This window comes from Nocardia wallacei, from assembly GCF_029868745.1.
GTDB classification, from domain to species: domain Bacteria; phylum Actinomycetota; class Actinomycetes; order Mycobacteriales; family Mycobacteriaceae; genus Nocardia; species Nocardia wallacei_B.
In genome coordinates this window covers 15,662-37,770 of sequence record NZ_JARWOP010000372.1, presented here as the reverse complement: position 1 = coordinate 37,770, position 22,109 = coordinate 15,662, and the positions used below count along the sequence as shown (strand labels likewise).

Sequence of the window (22,109 nt, the reverse complement as noted above, 5' to 3'; positions counted from 1 at the left end):
GGTCTGTAGCGATTCGGTGAGGTACTGGTAGGCGCGTTCGGAGCCGACGCCCTTGACGATCGGCAGCAGCAGGTCGTTGACGCGGGCGGCGAGATCGGCGTCCGCGCCGGAGACCTGCTCGGCCACCACGGCGTCCTGGTGCGCGGCGGTGTAGAGGTACACCGCGCGCAGGCCCTCCGCGTACGCCTTCTGCGTCGCCAGGCTGCGGCGCACGTCGGGGTGGTGGGTGATGGTGACGCGCGGCGCGGTCTTGTCCGTCATCTTGGTCAGATCCGCGCCCTGCACGCGCTGCTTGGCGTACTCCAGCGCGTTCAGGTAACCGGTCGACAGCGTCGAGATGGCCTTGGTGCCCACCATCATTCGCGCGTGCTCGATGACCTCGAACATCTGCGCGATACCGTTGTGGACCTCGCCGACGAGCCAGCCCTTGGCCGGGATGCCGTGGCCGCCGAAGGTGACCTCACAGGTGGCCGAGACCTTCAGACCCATCTTGTGCTCGACGCCGGTGACGAACACGCCGTTGCGCTCGTCCAATTCGCCGGTCTCGTGGTCGAAGTGGAACTTCGGCACGAAGAACAGCGACAGGCCCTTGGTGCCCGGTCCGGCGCCCTCGGGACGGGCCAGCACCAGATGCATGATGTTCGGGAACAGATCGTCGGAATCGGCGGAGGTGATGAACCGCTTCACGCCCTCGATGTGCCAGGAGCCGTCCTCCTGCTGCACGGCCTTGGTCCGGCCCGCGCCCACATCCGATCCGGCGTCGGGCTCGGTCAGCACCATGGTGGCGCCCCAGCCCTGCTCCACCGCGATCTGCGCCCACTTCTTCTGCTCATCGGTGGCGCTGTTGAAGAAGATGTTGGCGAAGCCCGGTCCCGCGGCGTACATGAACGCGGCGGGGTTGGAGCCCAGCACCAGCTCGGCGATCGCCCAGTACGCGCTGCGCGGGAACTTGATGCCGCCCAGTTCCTCGGCGACGGCGTAGGAATCCCAGCCGCCCTCCTGCAGGGTGCGGTAGCTCTTCTTGAACGACTCCGGCAGCGTCACGCTGTGCGCCTCCGGGTCGAAGACCGGCGGATTGCGATCGGCGTCGGCGAACGACTCGGCCAGCGGGCCCTCGGCGAGACGACGAACCTCGTTGATCATCTCCTTGACGGTGTCGGCGTCCAGGTCGCCGAACGCGCCGCTGTCCAGGATGGAACCCAATCCCAGGACCTCGAAGAGGTTGAACTCCAGGTCCCGGACATTGCTCTTGTAGTGACCCATTTTTCTCTCCATTGAGGTTGGTGCGGTCCGGTTGTGCCGTTCCCGCCCGTTGTGTCCACCGGTAGGCGTCAGCCTGCTACTCGCGGGTAACTTACACCGTATATTACCGACGGGTAATCCGGGTTTCAACGGGTTGAGCGGCCGATGTGACGCGATGAACAGTCGACGGCCGGCGCGGCGCGCACGACAGGGCGCCGGCTGACGATCCCGGGACTCGGCCGACCAGCGAGTTACCGTGTGGCGTGCGCATCGACACGAGTGCCGGACCCGCGGACATCGAGTTCGACAGGCCGCCGCGCGCCAAGTTCCTGCTGCTGCTGACCCACGGGTCCGGCGGCGGCGTGGACGCGCGAGATCTGCTGGCGGTACGCGATTGCGCGGTCGGTCTCGGCGGTGCGGTGGCGCGGGTGGTGCAGCCCTACCGCGTGGCCGGAAGGCGGGCGCCCGGCTCGACGACGGTCCAGGACGCCGCCTGGCTGGAAATCGTTGCGGCCCTGCGCAAGAAGGTACGCAAGGTCCCCCTGATCCAGGGCGGCCGCAGCAACGGCGCCCGGGTAGCCTGCCGCACCGCGCACGCGGCGCGCGTGAAAGGCGTTGTGGCGCTGTCTTTCCCACTGCACCCGCCGGGCAAACCGGAGAAGACCCGCCGCGACGAGCTCCGCGCCGCCCGCCCGATCGAGGTGGTCGTGATCAACGGCGCCCGCGACCCCTTCGGCGTCCCCGACCCCGCCGACGCGGCCGAGGTGAAAGTTGTCCCCAACCAACCACATTCGTTCCGCAGCGGTTTCGACCTGATCACCGCGGCGGTCGAGCCATGGCTGCTGCGGTGGGGGGAGATTCCGACCTGAACGGCGATCGTGACCGCTCAGGCCGGGGACTCCACCGCCTGCTGGTCGAGGTCGGGGACCACACGGGTGGCGACGACCAGCGCGTCGATGGCGTCGCCTGCTTCGGTGGGGCGCAGGACCCGGTCGGCGACGCCGACGCGGAGGTGGTCGCCGGCCGCGCCCAGGTCGGCGAGGATGTCGTGGGGAGTGAAGAGGATCGCGGGGTCCTGAGGGCCGCCGTGGCCCTCGGTGATGTTGGTGGTGTCGTGGCCCAGGACGAGCAGTGTGCCGCCCGGCGAGAGCAGGTCGGCGAGTTGTGCGAGCAGGGTGCGGCGCGGGCCGGGCGGCAGGTGCAGGTAGACGAGCAGGATCAGTTCGAACGGGCCGGTGATGCCCGCCGCGGCCGGATCGGTGACATCGGCGCACTGCCAGTCGATGCGGCCACGCACCGACCGTGACAGGCGCGAGGCGATCGTGCGGCCCTTGTCGACGGCGACCTGCGAGAAGTCCACCGCCCGCACCTGCCAGCCGTGCGTGGCCAGCCACACCGCGTTGCGCCCCTCACCGCAGCCGAGATCCAGGGCGCGCGGCAGCGGCGGGGGCGCCTCGCCCGGCGCGTCCGGCTGCAGCGTGATCCGACGCTCCAGTCCGTGCACGTGCTCGACCACGGTGCCGTTCGGCGGTGCGCCCCATACCAATTCGCTCTGCGCGTAGCGCGCATCCCATTCGGCCGCGTCCATGGGTCCGAGTGTATGGCGCGGCGATTACAGCGTGGTGCGCATCAGGACGACGTTGTACTGGCTGTGCACCGTGGTGAGGAAGTACAGGTCGCGGCCGGTCTGGTAGGGAAAGATCGACGGGGCGTAGGCGGTGGGGAGTTCCCGGGTGTCGATCAGCACCTCGGGGTCGGTCCACGGGCCCTCCGGCGACGGCGCCGTCCGCATCACCACCGAATTCCAGGGATCGGTGGTCAGCATGACGTACCGGCCGAGGTACTGGTTCCACATCACCGACAGCTCACCCACGCCGCCGGTGATCGGGGCGGCCGCGTTCACGTCGCCCTTGACCCAGCGCCCGCCGTCCCAGTACTCGTATTCGCCGAGATCCTCGATGGCGCCCTCGCGCACCCGGGCCACGTAGGCCGAATGGTTCCGGCCCGACGGGGTGCCGTACTCGTAGACCCAGCCGTCCGCCTTGGTGAAGGCGTTCATCTGGAAGTTGGCGTTGCCGCCCTCGTCGGGACGCCGGGTGAAGCCGAGGTCGGCCCAGGTCTCGCCGTTGTCGGCGGAGGCGGCGAGGCCGGAGAAGTTGGTGGTCCACTGGCCCACCTCGTCCCAGCTCTGCACCGACATCAGGCTCATGTACTGCACGCCGCCCACCGCGATGCCGGCGGTCGGGATGCGGCTGATCTCGATGAACGGGATCTTGGGGCTGGGGATCAGGTCGCGGGCCTGGCCGAACACGTCACGAACCACGCTGTCGAAAAAGATGCCGTTCGACGGGTCCTGGGTGTGGCTGCGCACCAGGATGTTGCTGCGCCAGGCCCAGGTGCTGCCGGCCAGCAGGTTCGGCAGGCCGACGCCCGCGGTGTCGCCGAACGCGGTGAGCATCTCGCCGTTTCCGTTGTCCCACATGATGCCCAGATCGGTGCCGAGCACGTTGTAATGCTCGGTATTGTTCGGGCTCGCCATTCCGGTCAACTGGAATACCGCGCGCGAGCGGCCCGGCAGTTGTGGCAGTCCATTGGTGCCGTTCAGCACCGGTATCGGATTGATCGCGTTGGGGTTTGCCGCGGCCGGGGCGGTGACGGTGAGGAGCAAGGCCGAGGCGCCCGCCATCGCGGACAGCAGGATCGAGACAGTCCTGGTCAAGTCGGTGAGCCCTCCGGATTCTGGCCGAAGCGCGGGTGCGGCCCACGACGGACTGGCTTGTGCTGCCGCACACGTTTATCGACTGGCTGGCATAAGCGAGCAAATGCTAGCAGCGAATCTCGCCGGAATGCGTTTACCGCACCGGACTTCGGGGCAATGCACAGTTTTCGGGGGAAATTGTCTAATTCTTCGACAATGCCTGCCGCACGATCAGCGGCAGTTGTGTCGCGCGTTCGATACCGAGCGTCCGGCGCAGCCCGGCATGCCAGCTGCGGTCGAACAGCCGCTTGGCGCTCGCCACCGCGTGCGGCGAACGGGACGCGATCCGGTCGGCCAGTTTCTCCGCGGCGGCGCGTGGATCGGCAGTCACCTCGGTGATCAGCCCGATGCGTTCGGCATAGGCGGCATCCACCGGATCGGCGGTCATGGTCAGCAGCAGCGCCTTGTCCACGCCGATGAGCCGCGACAGGGTGGCGGCGCCGGTCATGTCCGGAATCAGGCCGTGCTTGGCCTCCATGACCGCGAAGTCCGCGTCCCGGGTGGCGTAGCGGATGTCGGCGGCCAGCGCGAGCTGCAACCCGCCGCCGAAGCAGTGCCCGTGCACGGCCGCGATCACCGGCTGCGGCAGCCGCCGCCACGCCCAGCACGCCTCCTGAAAGGTGTTGGTGCCCAGCCACGGGATCGGTACGAAATTGCGGACGATGGTCAGCGGATCTCCGACGGCCTCGGCGATGTCCAGGCCGCTGGAGAAGCTGGGCCCGTTGCCGGACAGGATCACCGCGCGCACGTCGTCGCGCCGGCCGACGACCCGGGCCACCCGCACCAGGTCGCGCAGCATCTCGATGGTCAGGCCGTTGTGCTTGTCGGGACGGTCGAGGGCGACGTAGGCCCGGTCGCTGTCGACGGTGAGGGACACATTGCTCATCGCGGACTCCCTGTGCTCGCGTCCAGCTGATCGAGAAGGACCCGGGCGCAGCGTTCCGGGTCGTCGTAGAACGGGGTGTGGCCGCTGCCGGGCAGTGTGCGGTGGCGCGCGCCGGGCAGCCAGGCGCGGGCCCGGCGGCTCTGCGTGGCGTGGGTGAGCAGGATGTCGCGGCTGCCCCAGGCGACGGTGACCGGGATCCGGTCCAACCGGCCGCCGTTCTGTAGCCGCGCATCGTCGAAAGAGGCCAGGGCACTGTCGAATCCGGGTGCGAACATGGCGCCGTGCGCGGTGTCGAGCGCGACTCGCGGCGCGACCGCCCACGGCTTGCCGAATACCAGGCTCAGAAACGTGGTGCGCCCCGCGGGCGTGCCGAGAATCGCGGGCAGCGCGCGGCGCAGACGCAGGCCCAGCGCCTTCGAAGCGCCCAGCGACCGCTGGCACCACACCCGCCCGGCGACCGACCAGAATCCGATCGGCGAGAAGGCGGTGACCGACCGGGCGAGGCCCCGGGCGCCGAGGTTCAGCACGATCAGCCCGCCCATGGAATTGCCCGCGAGATGCGGCCGCTCCAGTCCCTGCTCGGCGAGGAAGGCGGCGAGAGCATCGGTGAGATCGTCGACGGTGGCGCCTTCGAGCGGCGCGGACTCACCGAAACCGGGCAGGTCGACGGCGAACACCTCGAACGACCGGGCCAGCGTGTCGATCACCGGCTCCCACACCTGCCACCGGCTGCCGACGCCGTGCACGAGGACCAGCGGCTCGCCCGCACCGACTCGGTGGTGGTTCAGCATTTCTCTTCAACTCCCCGCGCCGGGTGGTGGACGGCGCCCACACTAGCAACGATTGACACTGCGCCAACAGGTTGCGGCGACGTCGATGCCGCGATGGACCTCTGACAGTGCTTCCCCACGATTTTCCGGTCACCGACTGTTCCCGGACCGCGCGATACGGCAGGATCACGACGGCGGTTGTGCCGCCGCACGACACACCACATTGCATGAAACGAGGAACCGTTGAGGATTTCGCTGATTGCCGCCGCGCTCGTCGCCCTGCCACTACTGGCGGGGTGCGGCGGCTCGGATCATTCGGAGCACGAATCGAAGATCAGCCAGGCGGATCTGTCCAAAGCACTGCAGGACAGCGGCCTGAAGGATGCCGCGATGGCCGATTGCGCCGCGAAACACTATGTCGACGAGGGCATTTCGCAGGACGGGCTGAAGATCATGACCAAGCCCGGCACCAATGCGCAGACCTCGGACCCGTCCGCGATGGGCCTGAGCCAGGACGACGCCGCCAAGGCGCAGTCGGCCACCAAGCTGATCGTGAAGGACTGCCTGCAGCAGTGAATTCGGGTCCGGTCCCCCTGCCGGACATGTCCGAATATTTCCACCCGAAAATGGCGCGGAGTTTGCTGGGCACTCGCTAAGCTGTGCGCGTCTCCACAGTGAGATGCCCTGCAGAGCGGGCCGCGATTGCCCCCGCGGCCCGCTATCGCATCCGTCCGATGTCGTCTCCCAGGGGGAGGATGATGCTCAGCCTGATCGCTTCGAGGTCGCCTGCGGAGCAACTGCTTTCGGACATTCGCGCCGCTGGGTACACGGTCGAGGAGTTCATCGCGCTCCTGCGAGTGGACCCGATCGAAGACACCCGGCCGCTTCCCCCGATCTCGGACAACGAGTTCTGGGTGATTCCGCCGCGCCGCGCGAGCTGATTCGCGCGTCCCGTTAGCTGTCCACTCGCCGCGGACTAGCCGGACTTCGGCGTACGCCTGCGCGGAGTAGCCGAGCGCGGAGGCTGGGCGCGCATGTGGTCACGGACTCGGGTCATGATGACGCCCAATTCGGCTACGTCGCGCGGAAGTAGCGGGTCGAAGAGCATGCGGCGGGTCACCTCGACGTGGCCGGGCAGCACCTGCCGCACCCGCTCCAGGCCCGCCTCGGTAATGGTCACGACGGTGGCGCGCTGGTCGTCCGGACTCGGCGCGCGGGTGATGAGGCCCGCCCGGTCCAGCAGACCGGCCTGGTGGGTGAGGCCGCTGCGGCTGTAGACGACGCCGTCCGCCAGCTCGGTCATGGTCAGCTGTCCCTCGGCGCCGGCGAGCCGGGCCAGCAGCTGAAACTGCACGTAGCTGAGGTCGCCCGCGGTGCGCAGCTGCTGTTCCACGGCGTGCTGCAGCAGGCTGACCGCCTCCATGAGCGCGAAGTACGTGTTCAGCTGTTCCGGCTCCAAGGGTTCGGGCACGCCTTCATCCTAAAGTGCTTCGATGTCGAAGCTATGTGACAGCCTTCACAGCATCGAGGGGTTTTGCTTCGATATCGAAGCAGTTACTCTTCTCGGCATGCTTCGAAATCGAAGCAACCTGAGCTGGGAGGCAGTTATGAAGGCAGTGCGCTACCACCGGTACGGCGACAGCGACGTGTTGGAGTACGAGGAGGCCCCGCGGCCGGTTCCGGGTGCGGGTGAGGTGTTGGTGCAGGTGACGGCCACGTCGTTCAATCCGGTCGATGCGACGATTCGCGCGGGATATCTGAGTGAGGTGTTCCCGGTGGCGCTGCCGCACGTGCCGGGGATCGACCTCGCCGGGACGATCACCGAACTCGGCGCGGGAGTCGAAGGGCGGCGGCCCGGCGATTCGGTCGTGGCATTCCTGCCGATGACCGCGGACGGCGCGGCCGCCGAGTACGTGCTCGCGCCGGCCGACGCGCTGGCCGCGGCACCGACCACCGTGCCCGCGGCCGACGCCGCCGCCCTGCCCGTCGCGGGGCTGACCGCATGGCAGGCGCTGTTCGACGTCGCCCAGTTGCGGGCCGGACAGTCGATCCTGGTGAACGGCGCCGGTGGGGCGGTCGGCGGCTACGCGGTCCAGCTGGCGAAACAGGCCGGGGCCACGGTCACCGCGACCGCGAGCGCGCGCAGCGCGAACCGGTTGCGCGACTACGGAATCGACCACATCATCGATCACCTGGACTACACGGCCACACCCGTCACCGCCGCGGGCCGGCCGTTCGACGTGGTCCTCAACCTGGTGGGCACCACGCCGGAGGAGACCACCGCACTCGTCGACTCGGTCGGCGACGGCGGGGTGCTGGTGAGCGCCACGACTCCCCCGCCGGAGCAGGCGGGTCGCGGGGTGCGGACGGAACGCCTCTTCGCCCGCAGCGACGCCGGGCAGCTGGCCGAACTGGTCCGCCGGGTGGACGCCGGGCAACTGCGCATCGACGTCGCCGACCGCCGGCCACTGGCCGATCTCGCGGCCGTGCACGCCGATGCCGACGCCGGACGGTTGCCGGGCAAGACCGTCCTGGTGGCCTGAGCGCGGCGGCGGCCTACTCCGGGAAGTAGCCGGGGTCGGGTTCGCAGGTGCGGTCCGCGGCGGGCAGGGTCCCGGTGCCGAGGTAGGTGTTGACGATGTCGTTGACACAGGGACTCAGCCCGACGCGGAAGGCGCCGTGAATCCTGGTGTGCGCCAAGGTCACCAGCCGCGAGGCGGACAGATCGCGGTGCAGCTCGAGGGTTTGCGGATAGGCGGTCCGGGTGTCCTGCACGGTGCCCAGCAGCAGTGCCGGACTCGCGTTGCGCACCTCGGTCGGCGGCTCGACCGGCTCCGGCCAGAACGCGCAGGCGGTGATGTTGTTGGCGAACGCGCCGAACACCGGCTGGGTAGCCCGGACCGCTTCGATATTGCGGTAGTACCACGCCGGATCGCGCGGCGCGGCCCGGTCACCGCACAGCACCGCGGCCATGCCGGACGCCTCGGTCGGGACGGCGCCGGAGATCTTCGTCTTCAATCGCTGCATGTCGACGGGCCGCCCCGAGACGCCGTCGTCGATGATCCGCACCGCGTCGGCCAGGTCGGCGTTCAGCTTCGGATTGACCAGCAGCGCAAGCAACATCATCGGCACCGTGTGCTCGTCGATGAGGTAGGCGTCGCTCACCACCGGATGTGCGGCCGCGCGGTGGAGCAGGTCCTCGATGAAGGCACGCACTTGCGCGGGGGTGGAACCGAAGTGGTAGTCGGCATCGTGGCGGGCCGCCCAGACAGCCCAATCGTCCAGTGCCGCTTCGTTCGTCCCGCCCATGTCCTGGAACATGCCGATCCAGTAGCGATCCGGATCGACCCCGCTGTCGAGCACGAAGCGGTCGGCGCGGTCACCGAACATCTGCAGGTAGACCGCGCCGAGGTAGCTACCGTAGGAGCCGCCGTAGTAACTGGTCCGGGCATCGCCGAAAACCCCGCGGATGACGTCCATGTCGCGAGCGACGTTGCGGGTGGTGGAGAACCGCGCCCGCTCCGGGTCCGGCGCAACGCACGAGGTGGCCAGAGCGGCGGCCAGCGCGGTGTCGCGGGCGTAACCGAACACGTCGAACCCGGCCGAGAACAGCATGGTGGGCAGCGGCAGTGCGCAATTCACCCGATCGGAGCGGCCGATGCCGCGCGGGTCCATGCCGATCAGGTCGTACTGGGCGCGGACGTCCGGCGTGAGCCGATCGCGCACGGTGACCATCATGCTCAGCCCGGGCCCGCCGGGTCCGCCCGGATTCGACAGCATGATGCCGCGCCGTCGGGCGGGGTCGGTGGCGGCGATGCGGGAGATCGCGACCGTGGTCGTGCGTCCGTCGGGACGGTCGTAGTCGAGCGGGACGACCACGCCCGCGCAGAGCGCACCCGCCGCGTCGAGCGCCCGATCGCCGCACGACTTCCAGTCCAGTTGCTGATGATAGAAGCGGTCCAGGGCGGCCGGGGGACCGTCGTCGGCGCCCGCCGGGACCGCCGATACCGTGGCGGCCCCGGCGGTCAGCACCATGCCCAGCACGATTCGTCGAAACCACCTACCGCGCATCGAATCTCCCTCGCCGTGTCCGTTCGCCTCGGCACGCTACGCCGTCGCCCGCCATTCGCCCGCAGGCGCGTCCGACCGATCATCGGCGACGCGGGCCGTCGGCGACAGCCCCCACTTCCGCGGCGGTTCACTCCGCCGCCGAGCCGGGCGTAACCGGCACGGAAGCGCGGCGGCACAGACTGGGCGGGTTGCGGCGTGCAGCGATCCGGCCGACCGGCGAAGGAGGGGCCGTGCGTGTATCTCGGCGCAGAAAGCGATGGTAGCGGCGAGCCCGCGCGGGGTGCTGCTGCCGCTGACGCTGGCGCAGTTCATCTGCAGCTTCGCCGGCTCGAACATGAACGTGATGATCAACGACATCAGCACCGACCTGCACACCACCGTGCAAGGGGTGCAAGTCACCATCACGATCTTCCTTCTGGTGATGGCCGCGTTGATGATTCCCGGCGGAAAACTCACCGACCGCTACGGCCGCAAGCGCTGTTTGATCGCGGGCTTGGCGGTGTACGGGGTCGGCGCGGTCCTCAGTGCCGCCGCGCCCGGCCTGGGGGTATTGATTCTCGGCAACTCGATTCTGGAGGGGGTCGGGACAGCGCTGCTCATTCCGCCCGTCTACATCCTCACCACCCTCCTGTTCACCGAAATCGATTCGCGGGCAAAGGCTTTCGGCGCCATCATGGCGATGGGCGGAATCGGGGCCGCGGCGGGACCGCTGCTCGGCGGACTGATCACCTCGGCACTGAGCTGGCGCGCGGCCTTCGTCTTCCAGGCGCTGGTCGTCCTCTCGATCGTCGTGCTGAGCCGGCGGATTCGCGATCCGTTGCCCGCCGACCCGTCGCACAAATTCGATATCGGGGGTGCTGCGCTCTCCGCGACCGGGCTGGTTCTGCTGGTCGCCGGAATTCTCGTCGCCGACGACAACGTCCTGCTGACCCTCGCCCTGCTCGCGCTCGCGGCGGGCCTGCTGACGTGGTTCTTCGTGGCGGCGCGGCGAAAGGAACGCGGCGGCGGCGAGCCGCTGCTGTCGACGAGCCTGTTCCGCTACCGCACCGCGAACCTCGGGATGGTCACCCAGAACATCCAGTGGCTGCTGCTGATGGGCTCGTCCTTCGTGGTCGCGGCGTATCTGCAGGTGGTGCGCGGGTACAGCGCGATCGAGACCGGTGTCGTGTTCACCGCGGCGACCGTCGGCCTGCTGGTGTCGTCGCTGGCGGCGGCACGGCTCGCGCGCCGCCGGCCGCAACGCACCCTCATCATCGACGGCTTCGTGGTCACGGTCGTCGGCATCGCCGTGCTGCTCGCCCTGGCGCACCGCGCGGTCGACCCGTGGGCCTTCACCCCCGGACTGCTGTTGATCGGGCTCGGGCTCGGCGTCATGCTCACCCCGTCGGTCAACATCGTGCAGTCGAGCTTCGGCGAGGACCAGCAGGGCGAGATCTCCGGCCTGTCCCGCAGCGTGTCCAACCTCGGATCCGCACTCGGCACCGCGATCGCCGGCACCATCCTCACCGCCGGGCTCACCGGACACGCCTACGCGGCCGCCATGATCGTCCTGGGCGCGATCGGCCTCGCGGGTTTCGCCGCCGCCATGTTCCTTCCCGACCGGAGCGGCGGCGTTCCCGCGTGAGATCAATCCCCGCAGGCTCCGCAGGAGATATTGACCTGAGTGCCGGTCAGGGAGCGGCCGCGCTCGGAGGCGACGAATGCCGCGACGTGCCCGACATCGGACAGCGTGGCCGCCCGCTTCAGCAGAGTGGCGTCGATGATGCCCTTGCGCGCCTGCTCGGTTTCCGGGATGTCCGGGAAGGTGTCGATGATGCCGCCGGTGAGCAGCGAGACGACCCGGATGCCGAACGGCCCGAGGTCGGCCGCCCACTGCCGCCGCAGCCCCTCCGCGGCATCCATGCTCACCTGCACATTGCCGAGGCCCGGGAACTTGTGCGCCGGGTCCGAGCCGCCGAAGAACAGGATGACCCCGGACTGCTGCGCGATCATGTGCCGCGCGGCGGCCTGGGTGGTCGCCAGTTGTGCCCGGACGAGTGTGGCGATCGAGTCGGCGAAGGCGTCCACCGAGATGTCGACGAGCGGCTGGAAGAGGGCCTCGTAGCCGATCACGTTGACCGAGATGTCGAGGCTGCCGGACTTCTCGGCCACCGCGGCGGCGTGGTCGGCGACGGCGGCGGCGTCCAGCGCGTCCACGACGGCGGTCTCGGCGCGGCCACCGGCGCCGCGGATCTCGTCGGCGACCTTGTCCAGCGTGGCGGCGGTGCGGCCCACCAGGTGGCAGCTCGCCCCCTCGGCGGCGAAGCCCTTGGCCATCGCGGATCCGATGGAACCGCCCGCGCCGTAGATCACTGCGGTCTTGTTCTCGAGCAACATGACGTCTTCTCCCTGTCGGTTCTGACCTGCAGGAAGAAAGCTATTTCGCCGGTCGTCCGGGCCGCATCGGTCGCATGACCGGCGTGTGCCGTGGCCGCGGACCGCCGGATAGGTCATCCGCTCCCGGTCACAGCTCGAGCTGGGCGAGTTCGATGCGCCGCGTGACGCCGAGTTTCGGATACGCCTTGTACAGGTGGTGGCCGACGGTGCGCGGGCTCAGGAACAATTGGGCGCCGATCTCCCGGTTGCTGTGCCCCGCCGCCGCCAGCCGCACGACCTGAACCTCCTGCGGCGTCAGCAGTTTCAGCGGGTCGCCGCGCTGCTCGGCGGGCCGCTCACCGAGGGCGGCCAGTTCGACGCGGGTACGGTCCGCCCAGTCGCGGGCGCCGACGCGATCGAAGGCGTCCATCGCCGCCACGAGCTGTACGCGAGCGTCGGCCCGGCGACGGCGGCGGCGCAGCCATTCACCGAAGGACAGCTGCGTGCGGGCGCGATCGTAGTGCCCGCCATGCCCCTCGTGCAGTTCGAGCGCGGTGCGGTAGTGCTTCTCCGCGTCGTCGTCCGCAGGAGCAATCAGCGCGTGGCAGCGGTGTAACAGCGCCGCCCCCAAGGGGTTTCGGATCACCCGGGCCCAGCGTTCGAACGCGGGCAGATGTGCCGCGGCGCGCTCCGGGAAGCCGCCGCGGATCGCCGCCTCCACTTGGTCGGGCACGGCGCGGATCGGGAAGTCGTGTGCGACCGGCCCGGTACAGACGCCGTCCAGGGCGTCGACGACCGATTCGAACCGGCCCGCCGACAGATCCGCGATCGCGAGCCCCCAGGTCATCAGCGCGGCGTGGGCCGGATGTCGTTGGGACAGCAGCGGTTCGATGTCCGCGGCGAGTGCTCGGGCACGCTCCGTATCGCCCGCTACCGCGGCCAGCCACACCTCCACCGCCCGCAGCACGGCCACCTCGGTGTCCATCTCGAGTTCGAGGGCGAGCGAGACGCCTTCCGCCACAGCGGTTCGCGCCTGCAGGAACTGCCCGTTCAATAATCGCGCGAGCGCCAGCACCTCGAGCGAGTACGGAATCCACAGCACCGCTCCCGTCGAGCGGGCCTCGTCCAGTGCCGCGTCCATGATCGCGGCGGTGTCCGCGTCTTCGGCGAGCATCACGCCGCTGAACGCCGCGACGATCTTGTACAGACAGTCGACGTCGGCGCCCCGGGCGACGCGCAGCTGCTCGGCCATGGCGCCGACGGCGGCTTCGGGCCGTCCGGCGAGGAAATCGGCCCAGGCGATCTGGGCGGCGACATGCCTGCGCAGCGGCGAATCATCGGGCAGGCGAAGGGATTCGAAATGTCCGACAGCCCGCTCCAGCAGATCGCGCCGACCCGCGTCGCGACCGCAGCAGGCGGCCTCGGACAGAATGTAGACCGCGCGTTCGGGGTCGTGGGCGACCACCAATTCCGCTGCCCGCAGGGCGAGTTCGGCGTCTCGGGCGGGTGAGGTGCGTTCGTATTCGATCTGCGCCTTGATATGTGTTGCGTCCGCGCGGATTCCGTTGTCGGTGGTGAGCGCGGTGGCCTCCGAGGCCAGCCGGTCGGCCCGGTCCGGCCGTCCGGCGTCGTAGGCCGCGCGGGCGGCCATCAGGACACGCCGGGCCCGGTGTTCGGGGTCCGCGCTGAGCCGTGCGGCGCGGTCGTACGCCGCCGACACCGCCATCGCCCCGCCGCGGTGCTGGGCCCGGCGCGCCGTGTGTTCCAGTTCGGTGGCCACCCGCTCGTCCGGTTCGGTCGTGGCGGCGGCGAGATGCCAGGTGCGGCGGTCGGCGTCCGCCGCGGCGGTCAGCACCCGGGCAAAGGCTTCGTGCACGGCGACGCGCTGATGGTGGGCCGCCTGCTGGTAGGCGGCGGCGCGAATCAGGGGATGCCGGAACGTCAAGGCATCGGTGGACATCGCGACGAGGTCGGCGTGCTCCGCGGGCTCGAGATCGGCGGCCGTGAGCCCGAAGGCGGCGCCGACGCTCAGGATGGTGTCGACGCCCGCACCGGTATCGGCCGCGGCGATCAACAGCAAGGTGCTTGTGGCCGTGGGTAATTCGGTGATCTGCGCCCGGAAGCTCTCCTGCACGCGGCGGGTCACGGGCAGCGGGCCGACCTCATGCATCGGGTCGGCGTGCCCGGCCCGTTCGGCCGCCCGGCGCGCCATGCCTAATTCGATGAGCGCCAACGGATTACCGTCCGACTCGTCCAGCACCCGCTCGCATCCCGGCACGGTCAGCCCCGTCACGCGCTCGGCGAGCAACCGCGTGGCCGCCGGGCGCGGGAGACCGCTCAGGCGCAGCGTGTCGATGCCCGGGGTGGCGAACGGCGAGGCGGTCTCCCGCACCGCGAACACGACCGCGACCGGATCGGCGTGGAAGCGGCGCGTCGCGAACAGCAGCGCGTCGGAGGAGCTGCGGTCGAGCCACTGCGCGTCGTCGACGAGGACCAGGGTCGGCGTCTCGGCGGCCAGTTCGGCCAGCAGCGTCAGGGTGGCCGCGCCGACGAGGAAGCGGTTCGCCTCGGGCGCCTCGATCTGCCCGAACGCCGCGCGCAGCGCCGCCTCCTGCGGTCCGGGCAACCCCTCGAGCCGATCCAGATACGGGTACAGCAGCAGATGCAGTGCGCCGAAAGCGAGTTCGGCCTCGGACTCGACGCCGACACCGCGCACCACACGCATCCCGGCCGCCGCGGTCGCGGCGTACTCCACCAGCGCGGACTTCCCGATCCCGGCCTCGCCCCGAATCACCAGAGACCGGCTGCTGCCCGCCCTGGCGTCGTCGAGCAGCCCCTCGATCTCGGCCTGCTCGCTGTCACGACCTGCCAACACGTCCGCCAGCGTAACGACGGGCGCCACTGTCTACCCGGTATTGCCGATCGGGAGCGGTTCAGAAGACCTCGACGGACATATCGGAGACCTCGCGCGCCTCCAGCACATCGTGCAGCACGGTGACGACGACGTGCACCACGTGATCGCGGTCCAGCCCCGCGTCGTCCGCCCGGAGCACGTAGGCCGAATCGAGTTCGGCGAACCCGAGATTGCCGAGCGACGCGAGTTGCCGTTCGGTGAAACCCGCCGGACTCGGGCCGCCGCGCAGCCGCTGCCACAGTGAACGCCGGTGCGGCCGTTCCGGATACGCCACCTCGATGTGGAAGACGTTCCCTGCCGACGAAAGCCATTGGACCAGACCGCAACCCGTATCGATCACGGCGGTCCCGTCACCCGTGGCGACCGAGCGATGCACCGCGTCCCGCACGAAGTCCGGTAGCGAACTCATCCCCATATTCCCCAAACCGTCCGATGCGAGCCCGGCCGCCGGACTGGCCGGTCGGTGTCCTGTCGCCACGATGCTAGCGCGGCCACGGGCGCCGCCCGGCCGATCCGCCCGGGCGGCTGGGAAGTCACACGATCCGCTCAGAAAACCGATGTACGCTGCGCGAACGTTTGTGAGCGAAGCTAAGTAGTCGTATGACCAGGACTGTGCGTCGGATTGCCGTGCGGGACACGACCTAACGACGGTGTAGGCGCCGGGGCGGAATGCCGGAGAGTTCCCGTTCCGCGCATCGCTCCACCAGGATCGGGGCGAAACTCCTTACCGCCGAATTCGAGAAGCGTTCGTGGAAGCGTTCGACGGTTGCTGCGATGGTGGCCGACGGGACCTCGGGATGGCCGGCGGCGAGTCGCTCGATGACGGTGTTGATCTGCACAGCCTCGTCGTTCTGCATAGGACAGTCCTTGCCTTGCTCACTCGTGTGGGGCCCACGTGTCCTGCTGTCCGGCATCCACCACGCACGCTGACCGATAGAACTACCAGCGCACGAGTATACCGTACCGCTGGATAGCGGGCCGTTGTTCGGTGATACGTCGATCGCGACCGGAGGAAAGGATTCGCGCCCGGCGCGGGCGATCGTCCGCACCGCCGTCTAGGGCCCGGCCTCGCAGGGCGGTGTGTCGTCGGCACCGACCGGCAGCAGCGCGCGTTCCTCGGCGGAGTAGTCCCGGTTGTGAAGCGCGCACAAGCGTTGGAACATCTGGGCCTTACCCAGGTTCACGCGAAAATCTCCACCGCGATAGAGAATATGTACCGTACTGTTTTCCACGAACACATCATGGATTTTTCCGGGGAGCTGCAGCGTAGCTATTCGCCCACGATTGCGATCCCAGATGTCGATATTGTTCGGAGCGACACCGTCTATCGCCACCCACAGACCATCCGATGTTGTTCCGCGCAGGTACGGCAAGGGGGGCATCGGCCACGACGGTTCGGTGATCGTGCCGGTCGCCGGATTCCACATCTCCATACGGCCGGTCTGCACGTACACAACGGGATCGGGCGGATCGTAATACACGCCGTTATAGTCCCAGGCCTCCTCGAAATCGAAAGTGCTGACCCGCCGCCGCTCGGACAGGTTCCACACCGTCGCCGCTCCCGAGGAAGTGATCACTATTTCATCGGGCCGCGCGCCGGGTCGCCCGAGGGCGCCGTCGGCGCCGAGCCGTACGAGTTCGTCCCGATCGCGCCACAGCGGTAGCGGATCGGACAACGATCGGCCGTCGCGGATTTCCCAGCGGGTGAGCATGCCGCCGTACATGGCGAGGACCTCTGCCGAGCCGGGGAACACGATGTCACCGCGCCAGCCCTCGGGATCGCCGAGTTCCGCCGGGACCGGCAGCGGGATTCGATGAACCATCTCGAGAGTTCGCGCGTCGAAGACCACCAGCTGCGGCCGCGAGCCGACAGCGACGAGATAGCGCTCGTCGGGTGTGAACTTCAGAACCGGCTTGTCGCCGAGATCGATATCGCTGGTCGCGCCGCCCAGTGCGACGTGCGCCAGCCGTTGCGGCCGTGGCCGCACCCGTTTGATCTCGAGCCTGCTCGTGCGCGCGGCGGCGTCACGACTATAGGTGGCGATGGTTTCCGCGTCCCCCGACCACGCCGTCACCGCGGGCTCCTGCGTGAACATATCGGCTTCGCCGACGGGCACGGCGGGCGAGTAACGCAGCAGACCGCCGGGATAGAACACATTGAGAATCGGACCCTGCTCGGTATCGGTGACGATCGTACTGTTCTGCCCGGTGCTGCGCCCGATCTCGGCTCGATAGATCCGGCCCGTCGCCAAGCTCATGAATTCGATACTGAAGACGGCATCGCGCGGGTGGTTGTCGGCATTGATGAAAAACCGTTCGGAACTGTCCAGTTTCGAACGGATGCAGAAGTCGTGATCCACATCGAATCGGAACCGCTCGACGCCTGTCCGAGTATCGAAGACCGCCAGACTCTGCCGTGGTTCGCCCGGCGGTGCCGGCAGGCAGGAATATATTCCTCCCCGAACCGGATATCCGTCCGGCAGCACGCGGATCACGTTGCCGCCGAGGTCCCGCAGCACATTGAAAATCTCCACGCCATCGGTTTCCTCGAACATGATTTCCGTGCCGCCCGGGCCGACGTACCGCGGAATTTGATCGCGCCGAGCCGACGGCGGCGCCGCGATGCGCGCCGGGTGCGCGGTCGACGTGTCGTATACCTCGAGAACATCCGGAGGAGACGCCTTTCCGGGTCCTCGCTCCGGGTCTATCGACAGCACCAGCACCCCGCCGTCGGCCGAAAGCCTTACTCGAATGGCGAAATCCGGCAGCGCTCGACCGAAACCGGCACGGATGTTCAGCGGTCCGGTGCGGCTGCGCACATCCCACACCGACACCTCTCCGCTGCGCTCGACGACGGCGATCTTCCCGCCGTCGTCGGACATCGCGACCGACACCACGCGATCATCGGCAGGCACCTTCCAGATCACGGGGTTTCCGTCACGAAGGCCGGTCTGGACCCGGGCCGTGCCGTCGGCGCCGACCGCCACCAACGCCGTCCCGTCCGCGGCGGCACCGGAAGCGATTCGGCCCGCACCGGTCGGCATCTCGCCCGGCGTGAAACCGGCGATCGCACCGAGACCGGCTTGCTGGTAGAGCAGGGCGTCCTCCACCTCGGGATGCCCGGGCGCGTGCCGATGTGCCGCCTGTGCGAACTGCAGGGCCGTCAACGGTTGCAAGTCGGCGAGCCGCATCGACTCCTTGGCGAGGGTGATCCCTGCCGCGAGCCGCAGTTGCGCGGCGCGTTCCTGACTGGTGCGGTACGCCACGACCGCCGTGGTCGCGGCCACCAGCGCCAGCACGGCCGTCGCGGCGGTAACCATCCGCCAGCGGCGCACCTCCCGGCGCCGCACCCGTCGACCGGCCTGGATGTACCGGTGCTGCGCGGGGGAAAGGTCGGCGGCACGAGCGGCCAGCCATTCTTCGGCGGTAGCCAGCGCACCGCCGCGCAGCAAGGCGCCGCTGTCGTATTGCGCCGCTTCCCATTCGAGTCGGCGGTTGTCGAATTCCTGCTGCCAGGAACGGAAGTCGCGATCGTCTTCGAGCCAGCCGCGCAGCGTGGGCCAGTTGTCGATCAGCGCCTGGTGAGCCAGTTCGACGATCACGACGCCGTCGGCCCGGCGCCCGACGGCCACCAGCCGCTCGCGGGCCAAATGACCTGCGAGACCGTGTAATTCCGGGTGTTCGGCCAAGGCCACCGCGGCCCGGACGAATCCGGTGCCGGTCCTGATCGGTACCGCGATCATCGTCAGCAGTCGCCGCACCGCTGCTGCCTCCGGTTCCGTGAACCGGGCGAGCGCGCGATCGGCACGGCGGGTGATCGCCCCGGCGACACCGCCGGAACGCTCGTAGTCGGCCAGGGTCAGCCGCCCGCTGCCGCGCTGTTCCCACAATTCGGTCAGTGTCGACTCGAGCAACGGCAAACCGCCCGGCTGGTGCACCGTATCGTCGACGAGCCGTTCGACGAGGTCGGCATCGATACCGACGCCGGGGGCATGGGCCAACGGCCCGCGGATCACAGCCCGCAGTTGCTCACGTTCCATGGCCGCCAGCGCCACGGTGGCACCGTCGAGCAGGTTCGCGATCTCGGTGTCGACCAGTTCGCCGACGGCCTCCCATCGGAGCGTCAGCACCACTCGAATCGTCTTGCCGGCCGCGTCGGCGGCGGCGACCAGCTCGATGAGCCGGTGCACCAGGTCCTGGGCGTGTGCCGGCGCCGTGGCCGCCAAGTCCTCGAACTGGTCCGGAAACACCAGCAGCCCTTCGTCGGGGATGCGATCCACCAGTTCGGCCGTTGGGTTGCCGTCCGCCGCCGGCTGCCGCACGACAGCCATGAGGAGGGCCGACACATCGTTTCCACCGTCGCGCACCTGCGAATCCGAGGTCGCCGACAGGCCGGTGAGGCGAACGGCCGCGACGGCCATGCCACGTCGACGCACCCGGGGTAGCACGCCGGCGCTCACCAACGACGACTTCCCCGTGCCCGAACCACCGACGACCGCCACGAACGGCCGCTGTGCCAACGCGGCCAGCACCCGTTCGATATCGGCGTCGCGGCCGTGGAACAGGGGTGCGTCATCCTCCTCGAATCGGTCCAGTCCGCGATACGGGTTCGGCAGCATCGCCGGATCGATCCCGAGCACCTCGGCGATCGGAATCATGAAGGCGGTCCGCGTATATCGCCGCCGGTCCGCCGCCACCGCCATGCCGACCACGGACCCGGACGCCGCATCCCACACCGCGGCCCCGCTGAAGCCGCCCGTGATCGGCTGCCCACCGGTTGCCGCCTGCAACTGCAGCCAGCCCATCCCCTGCGCGGCCCGGAACTCTCCCGACACCCATACCCCCAGGTCGAGTTCGGCTGGGAACCCGAGCATCCGGAACTCCCGGCCCCAGGGCTCCTCGGCGCGCCAGAACGGCGGCGCCGGTATCGGTTCCGGCAGCGGCTCGATGATCTCCAGCACCGCGATGTCGCCGCCCCCGTCGGCTGTCGTGGGCGCCCAGCGGCGGACCCGCGCACCGACCCGGCCGGCCGCGGGCAAGAACGGAAAGTCGATCCACACCACGGTGTCCGGCGGCCGGGTTTCCTGCGCGTCCGCGCCGGCGGCCTCGGAAACGACGTGCGCGCAGGTCGCGACGAGTCCCGGGCCCACGACGAATCCGGCACCGACGACCGCGCCCGACCCGGCGAGAATCCGCACCGCCACCGCGCCGAAACCCGTACTGTCCCCGGCCTATACGCCTGCCCGCATCCGCAAGGCCCCCTCCCACCGCTCGCGCCGCGGCGCGAGTCCGATTCCGCGATGGCTCGACTTCCGCCCAACCCTTTTGCCGCCCAGCGGGTCTACACCCTCGTGAGCAGCAGCTCCAGACAGAGCGTGACACACCAGGAGGGCACATGGAGAACACCGCCGTAATCGTGGACCTGCCGCTGCATCCCACCGTGGGGAACGCACTGTGGCAGGCGAGAGCCGATGCCGGATCGCGGCCGATCGACACCAGGGACCTGCTGGTCGCGCTGATGCGGGTCGATACGTCCAGCCGTTGGAACCGGATCTCGTTGCACTGCGGAGACTTCGAGATTATCGCGGGGAAGGTCGTGCTGGATCCGGTCACCCACAGCTCGTCGCACTGGGAGGGCATCCGGCTCACCGACTCCTGTGCCGCCGCTCTGCGCACCGCCGTCCGCTTGGCCCGCCGCTACAACCTGCCGGGGGTTCCGGCCGGAATGCTGGCCCTCGGGCTCATCGCCGACGGTTCCACCGCCGCGGCGCAGGCCCTGGGCGATGGACTGCGCCGGGACGAACTCCTGGACCTGGTGCAGGCCGACGTTCTGGGAATCACCCTGAGCGGTCTGGAGAACGAATTCGCCCCCACCCCACCGCCCCCGCCGCCACTGCCACCGACCGCACCGGTCCACGCCCTGTACTGCCTGCACTGCGGCGCGACACCCGCGGCCGCGGTGACGATCCGAAGCCATCGCGGTTTCATCCTGATGATGCAATTCGTCCGGATGCCCGGCCCGTTCTGCCGCGACTGTGGCCTCGCCACCCTGCGCCGGATGACGATTCAGAGCGTGTGGTTCGGCTGGTGGGGACCGTTGTCGCTGTTCATCAACGCCATCACGATTCTGTCCAACATGTCCGCCCATTCGCGGATCGCCCAACTCCCACCGCCGATTCCGGGTATGCCGGGACGGCCGATGGATCCCGGCCCGCCGCTGTTCCGCAGACCCGGCGCCATCGGATTCCTGATACCACTGGGAATTCTGCTCTGGTTCACCGTCGTGCTCCCGCTGATCTCGAACTGAGCCGAGCCCGTTCGTCGGTATGGTGTTCGGTACCGACAGATCCGTCGGCCCCGGCGGCCGCGAACAGCAGGGCGAGATCGAATGAACAGCCTCCCCGAGTCCGGCCTGGGCGCCGAGACCGCTTTGACGGACCTATTGGGAGCCGTGCTCGCGGATTGCGCCAAGGATCCGCTGTCCTTCCTCGCCGGTGAATCCCGCGGTCCGGCGCTCATCCGGATCGGACGCGGGAGCGCCCGTGCGCAGCAATCGGACCGGTTCGACGACCTGTTGCTCGAGGCATTCGACTCGGCCAGCGACATGTTGCTCGCCTGGGCCACCCGGCAGGTCGGCAGCCGTACCGACGCCGAAGACATCGTGCAGACCGCGCTGATGCGGGTGTACGCCGCCCGGCCCGACGTCGCCACGGCCGACCGGTTGCGCGCCTACCTGTGGACGGTCACCAAGAACCTCGTTCGCGACGCCTGGCGGCGGGCGGCCACCGACCGCGAACGGTTCGACTCCGACGGGGACGAGCGGATCGCATTGCTCGCCGACCGGGCGAGTGTGAACATGGACGACATCGTCGTCTTGCGCCAGGCCCTGCTCGGCGCGCTGGATACCCTGCCGCCGCGAGAGCGGGAAGCGGTCGTGCTCCGAGCCTACGAAGGCAACACCTACGCGGAAACCGCGCGCATCATGGGCGTCGCCACAGGCACCGCGAAAGGTTACGTGCACGACGCCCTGCAACGGGTCCGGGAGCAACTCGACCTGATCGCGTGACATACGGCGTCGGCGCCCCACGGATCGCGGTTCGCCCCAACCATTTC

The 22,109-nt window shown here is 69.1% G+C and carries 19 protein-coding genes; 7 read left to right on the top strand and 12 right to left on the bottom strand.

What is annotated here, in order from left to right:
• The coding region (locus tag QH470_RS34755; RefSeq protein WP_280276633.1) for an acyl-CoA dehydrogenase family protein at positions 1-1,263 on the bottom strand (1,263 nt) is incomplete at its 3' end.
• A gap of 242 nt (positions 1,264-1,505) precedes the next feature.
• On the opposite strand from QH470_RS34755, the gene QH470_RS34750 reads away from it, so the two are divergent.
• Positions 1,506-2,111, top strand: a complete 606-nt coding sequence (locus QH470_RS34750; protein WP_280276632.1) for an alpha/beta hydrolase family protein — start codon at positions 1,506-1,508, stop codon at positions 2,109-2,111.
• A gap of 17 nt (positions 2,112-2,128) precedes the next feature.
• Here the strand turns inward: QH470_RS34750 and QH470_RS34745 are convergent, their stop codons facing one another.
• From QH470_RS34745 to QH470_RS34730, 4 genes are all read right to left on the bottom strand, one after another.
• Positions 2,129-2,830 (bottom strand): SAM-dependent methyltransferase, encoded by a 702-nt coding sequence (locus QH470_RS34745; RefSeq protein ID WP_280276631.1) that lies wholly within the window; start codon positions 2,828-2,830, stop codon positions 2,129-2,131.
• 24 nt (positions 2,831-2,854) lie between these two features.
• Positions 2,855-3,961: a glycoside hydrolase family 183 protein gene (locus QH470_RS34740; RefSeq protein ID WP_280276630.1), complete on the bottom strand. Its 1,107-nt coding sequence runs from the start codon at positions 3,959-3,961 to the stop codon at positions 2,855-2,857.
• Between the two features lie 181 nt (positions 3,962-4,142).
• Entirely contained in the window at positions 4,143-4,886 is a 744-nt protein-coding gene (locus QH470_RS34735; RefSeq protein WP_280276629.1) for a crotonase/enoyl-CoA hydratase family protein, read from the bottom strand.
• Entirely contained in the window at positions 4,883-5,677 is a 795-nt protein-coding gene (locus tag QH470_RS34730; protein ID WP_280276628.1) for an alpha/beta fold hydrolase, read from the bottom strand. Before QH470_RS34730 ends, QH470_RS34735 begins: the two co-directional genes overlap by 4 nt.
• A 222-nt stretch (positions 5,678-5,899) precedes the next feature.
• On the opposite strand from QH470_RS34730, the gene QH470_RS34725 reads away from it, so the two are divergent.
• Positions 5,900-6,232: a hypothetical protein gene (locus tag QH470_RS34725; RefSeq protein ID WP_280276627.1), complete on the top strand. Its 333-nt coding sequence runs from the start codon at positions 5,900-5,902 to the stop codon at positions 6,230-6,232.
• Between the two features lie 182 nt (positions 6,233-6,414).
• Positions 6,415-6,597, top strand: a complete 183-nt coding sequence (locus QH470_RS34720; protein ID WP_280276626.1) for a hypothetical protein — start codon at positions 6,415-6,417, stop codon at positions 6,595-6,597.
• A gap of 35 nt (positions 6,598-6,632) precedes the next feature.
• On the opposite strand, the gene QH470_RS34715 is transcribed toward QH470_RS34720, so the two are convergent.
• A complete protein-coding gene (locus tag QH470_RS34715) occupies positions 6,633-7,127 on the bottom strand; it encodes a MarR family winged helix-turn-helix transcriptional regulator (protein ID WP_280276625.1) in 495 nt (164 codons plus the stop codon).
• A gap of 136 nt (positions 7,128-7,263) precedes the next feature.
• On the opposite strand from QH470_RS34715, the gene QH470_RS34710 reads away from it, so the two are divergent.
• On the top strand, positions 7,264-8,199 hold the full coding sequence (locus QH470_RS34710) for an NADP-dependent oxidoreductase (protein ID WP_280276624.1): 936 nt from the start codon (positions 7,264-7,266) through the stop codon (positions 8,197-8,199).
• 13 nt (positions 8,200-8,212) lie between these two features.
• Here QH470_RS34710 and QH470_RS34705 read toward each other — a convergent pair whose 3' ends face one another.
• On the bottom strand, positions 8,213-9,727 hold the full coding sequence (locus QH470_RS34705) for an alpha/beta fold hydrolase (protein WP_280276623.1): 1,515 nt from the start codon (positions 9,725-9,727) through the stop codon (positions 8,213-8,215).
• Between the two features lie 256 nt (positions 9,728-9,983).
• Here QH470_RS34705 and QH470_RS34700 point away from each other — a divergent pair, with 256 nt between their 5' ends.
• On the top strand, positions 9,984-11,351 hold the full coding sequence (locus QH470_RS34700; protein WP_280276622.1) for an MFS transporter: 1,368 nt from the start codon (positions 9,984-9,986) through the stop codon (positions 11,349-11,351).
• 2 nt (positions 11,352-11,353) lie between these two features.
• Here the strand turns inward: QH470_RS34700 and QH470_RS34695 are convergent, their stop codons facing one another.
• The 5 genes from QH470_RS34695 to QH470_RS34675 form a co-directional block, all read right to left on the bottom strand.
• On the bottom strand, positions 11,354-12,103 hold the full coding sequence (locus QH470_RS34695; protein ID WP_280276621.1) for an SDR family NAD(P)-dependent oxidoreductase: 750 nt from the start codon (positions 12,101-12,103) through the stop codon (positions 11,354-11,356).
• A gap of 127 nt (positions 12,104-12,230) precedes the next feature.
• Positions 12,231-14,957, bottom strand: coding sequence for an ATP-binding protein (locus QH470_RS34690; RefSeq protein ID WP_280276620.1), 2,727 nt, complete (start codon positions 14,955-14,957; stop codon positions 12,231-12,233).
• A gap of 58 nt (positions 14,958-15,015) precedes the next feature.
• Positions 15,016-15,405 carry a hypothetical protein gene (locus QH470_RS34685; RefSeq protein ID WP_280276619.1) on the bottom strand — a complete coding sequence of 130 codons (390 nt, stop codon included), beginning with the start codon at positions 15,403-15,405 and terminating at the stop codon, positions 15,016-15,018.
• A 232-nt stretch (positions 15,406-15,637) separates the two neighbouring features.
• Positions 15,638-15,853, bottom strand: a complete 216-nt coding sequence (locus QH470_RS34680; RefSeq protein ID WP_280276618.1) for a three-helix bundle dimerization domain-containing protein — start codon at positions 15,851-15,853, stop codon at positions 15,638-15,640.
• Between the two features lie 198 nt (positions 15,854-16,051).
• Positions 16,052-20,200 carry an nSTAND1 domain-containing NTPase gene (locus QH470_RS34675; RefSeq protein WP_280276617.1) on the bottom strand — a complete coding sequence of 1,383 codons (4,149 nt, stop codon included), beginning with the start codon at positions 20,198-20,200 and terminating at the stop codon, positions 16,052-16,054.
• Between the two features lie 191 nt (positions 20,201-20,391).
• On the opposite strand from QH470_RS34675, the gene QH470_RS34670 reads away from it, so the two are divergent.
• Together QH470_RS34670 and QH470_RS34665 are read left to right on the top strand one after the other, a co-directional pair.
• The gene (locus QH470_RS34670; protein ID WP_280276616.1) at positions 20,392-21,303 is read left to right on the top strand and encodes a hypothetical protein; all 912 of its coding nucleotides are present in this window, start codon (positions 20,392-20,394) and stop codon (positions 21,301-21,303) included.
• Between the two features lie 81 nt (positions 21,304-21,384).
• The gene (locus tag QH470_RS34665; RefSeq protein WP_280276615.1) at positions 21,385-22,062 is read left to right on the top strand and encodes an RNA polymerase sigma factor; all 678 of its coding nucleotides are present in this window, start codon (positions 21,385-21,387) and stop codon (positions 22,060-22,062) included.
• Positions 22,063-22,109 lie beyond the last annotated feature (47 nt).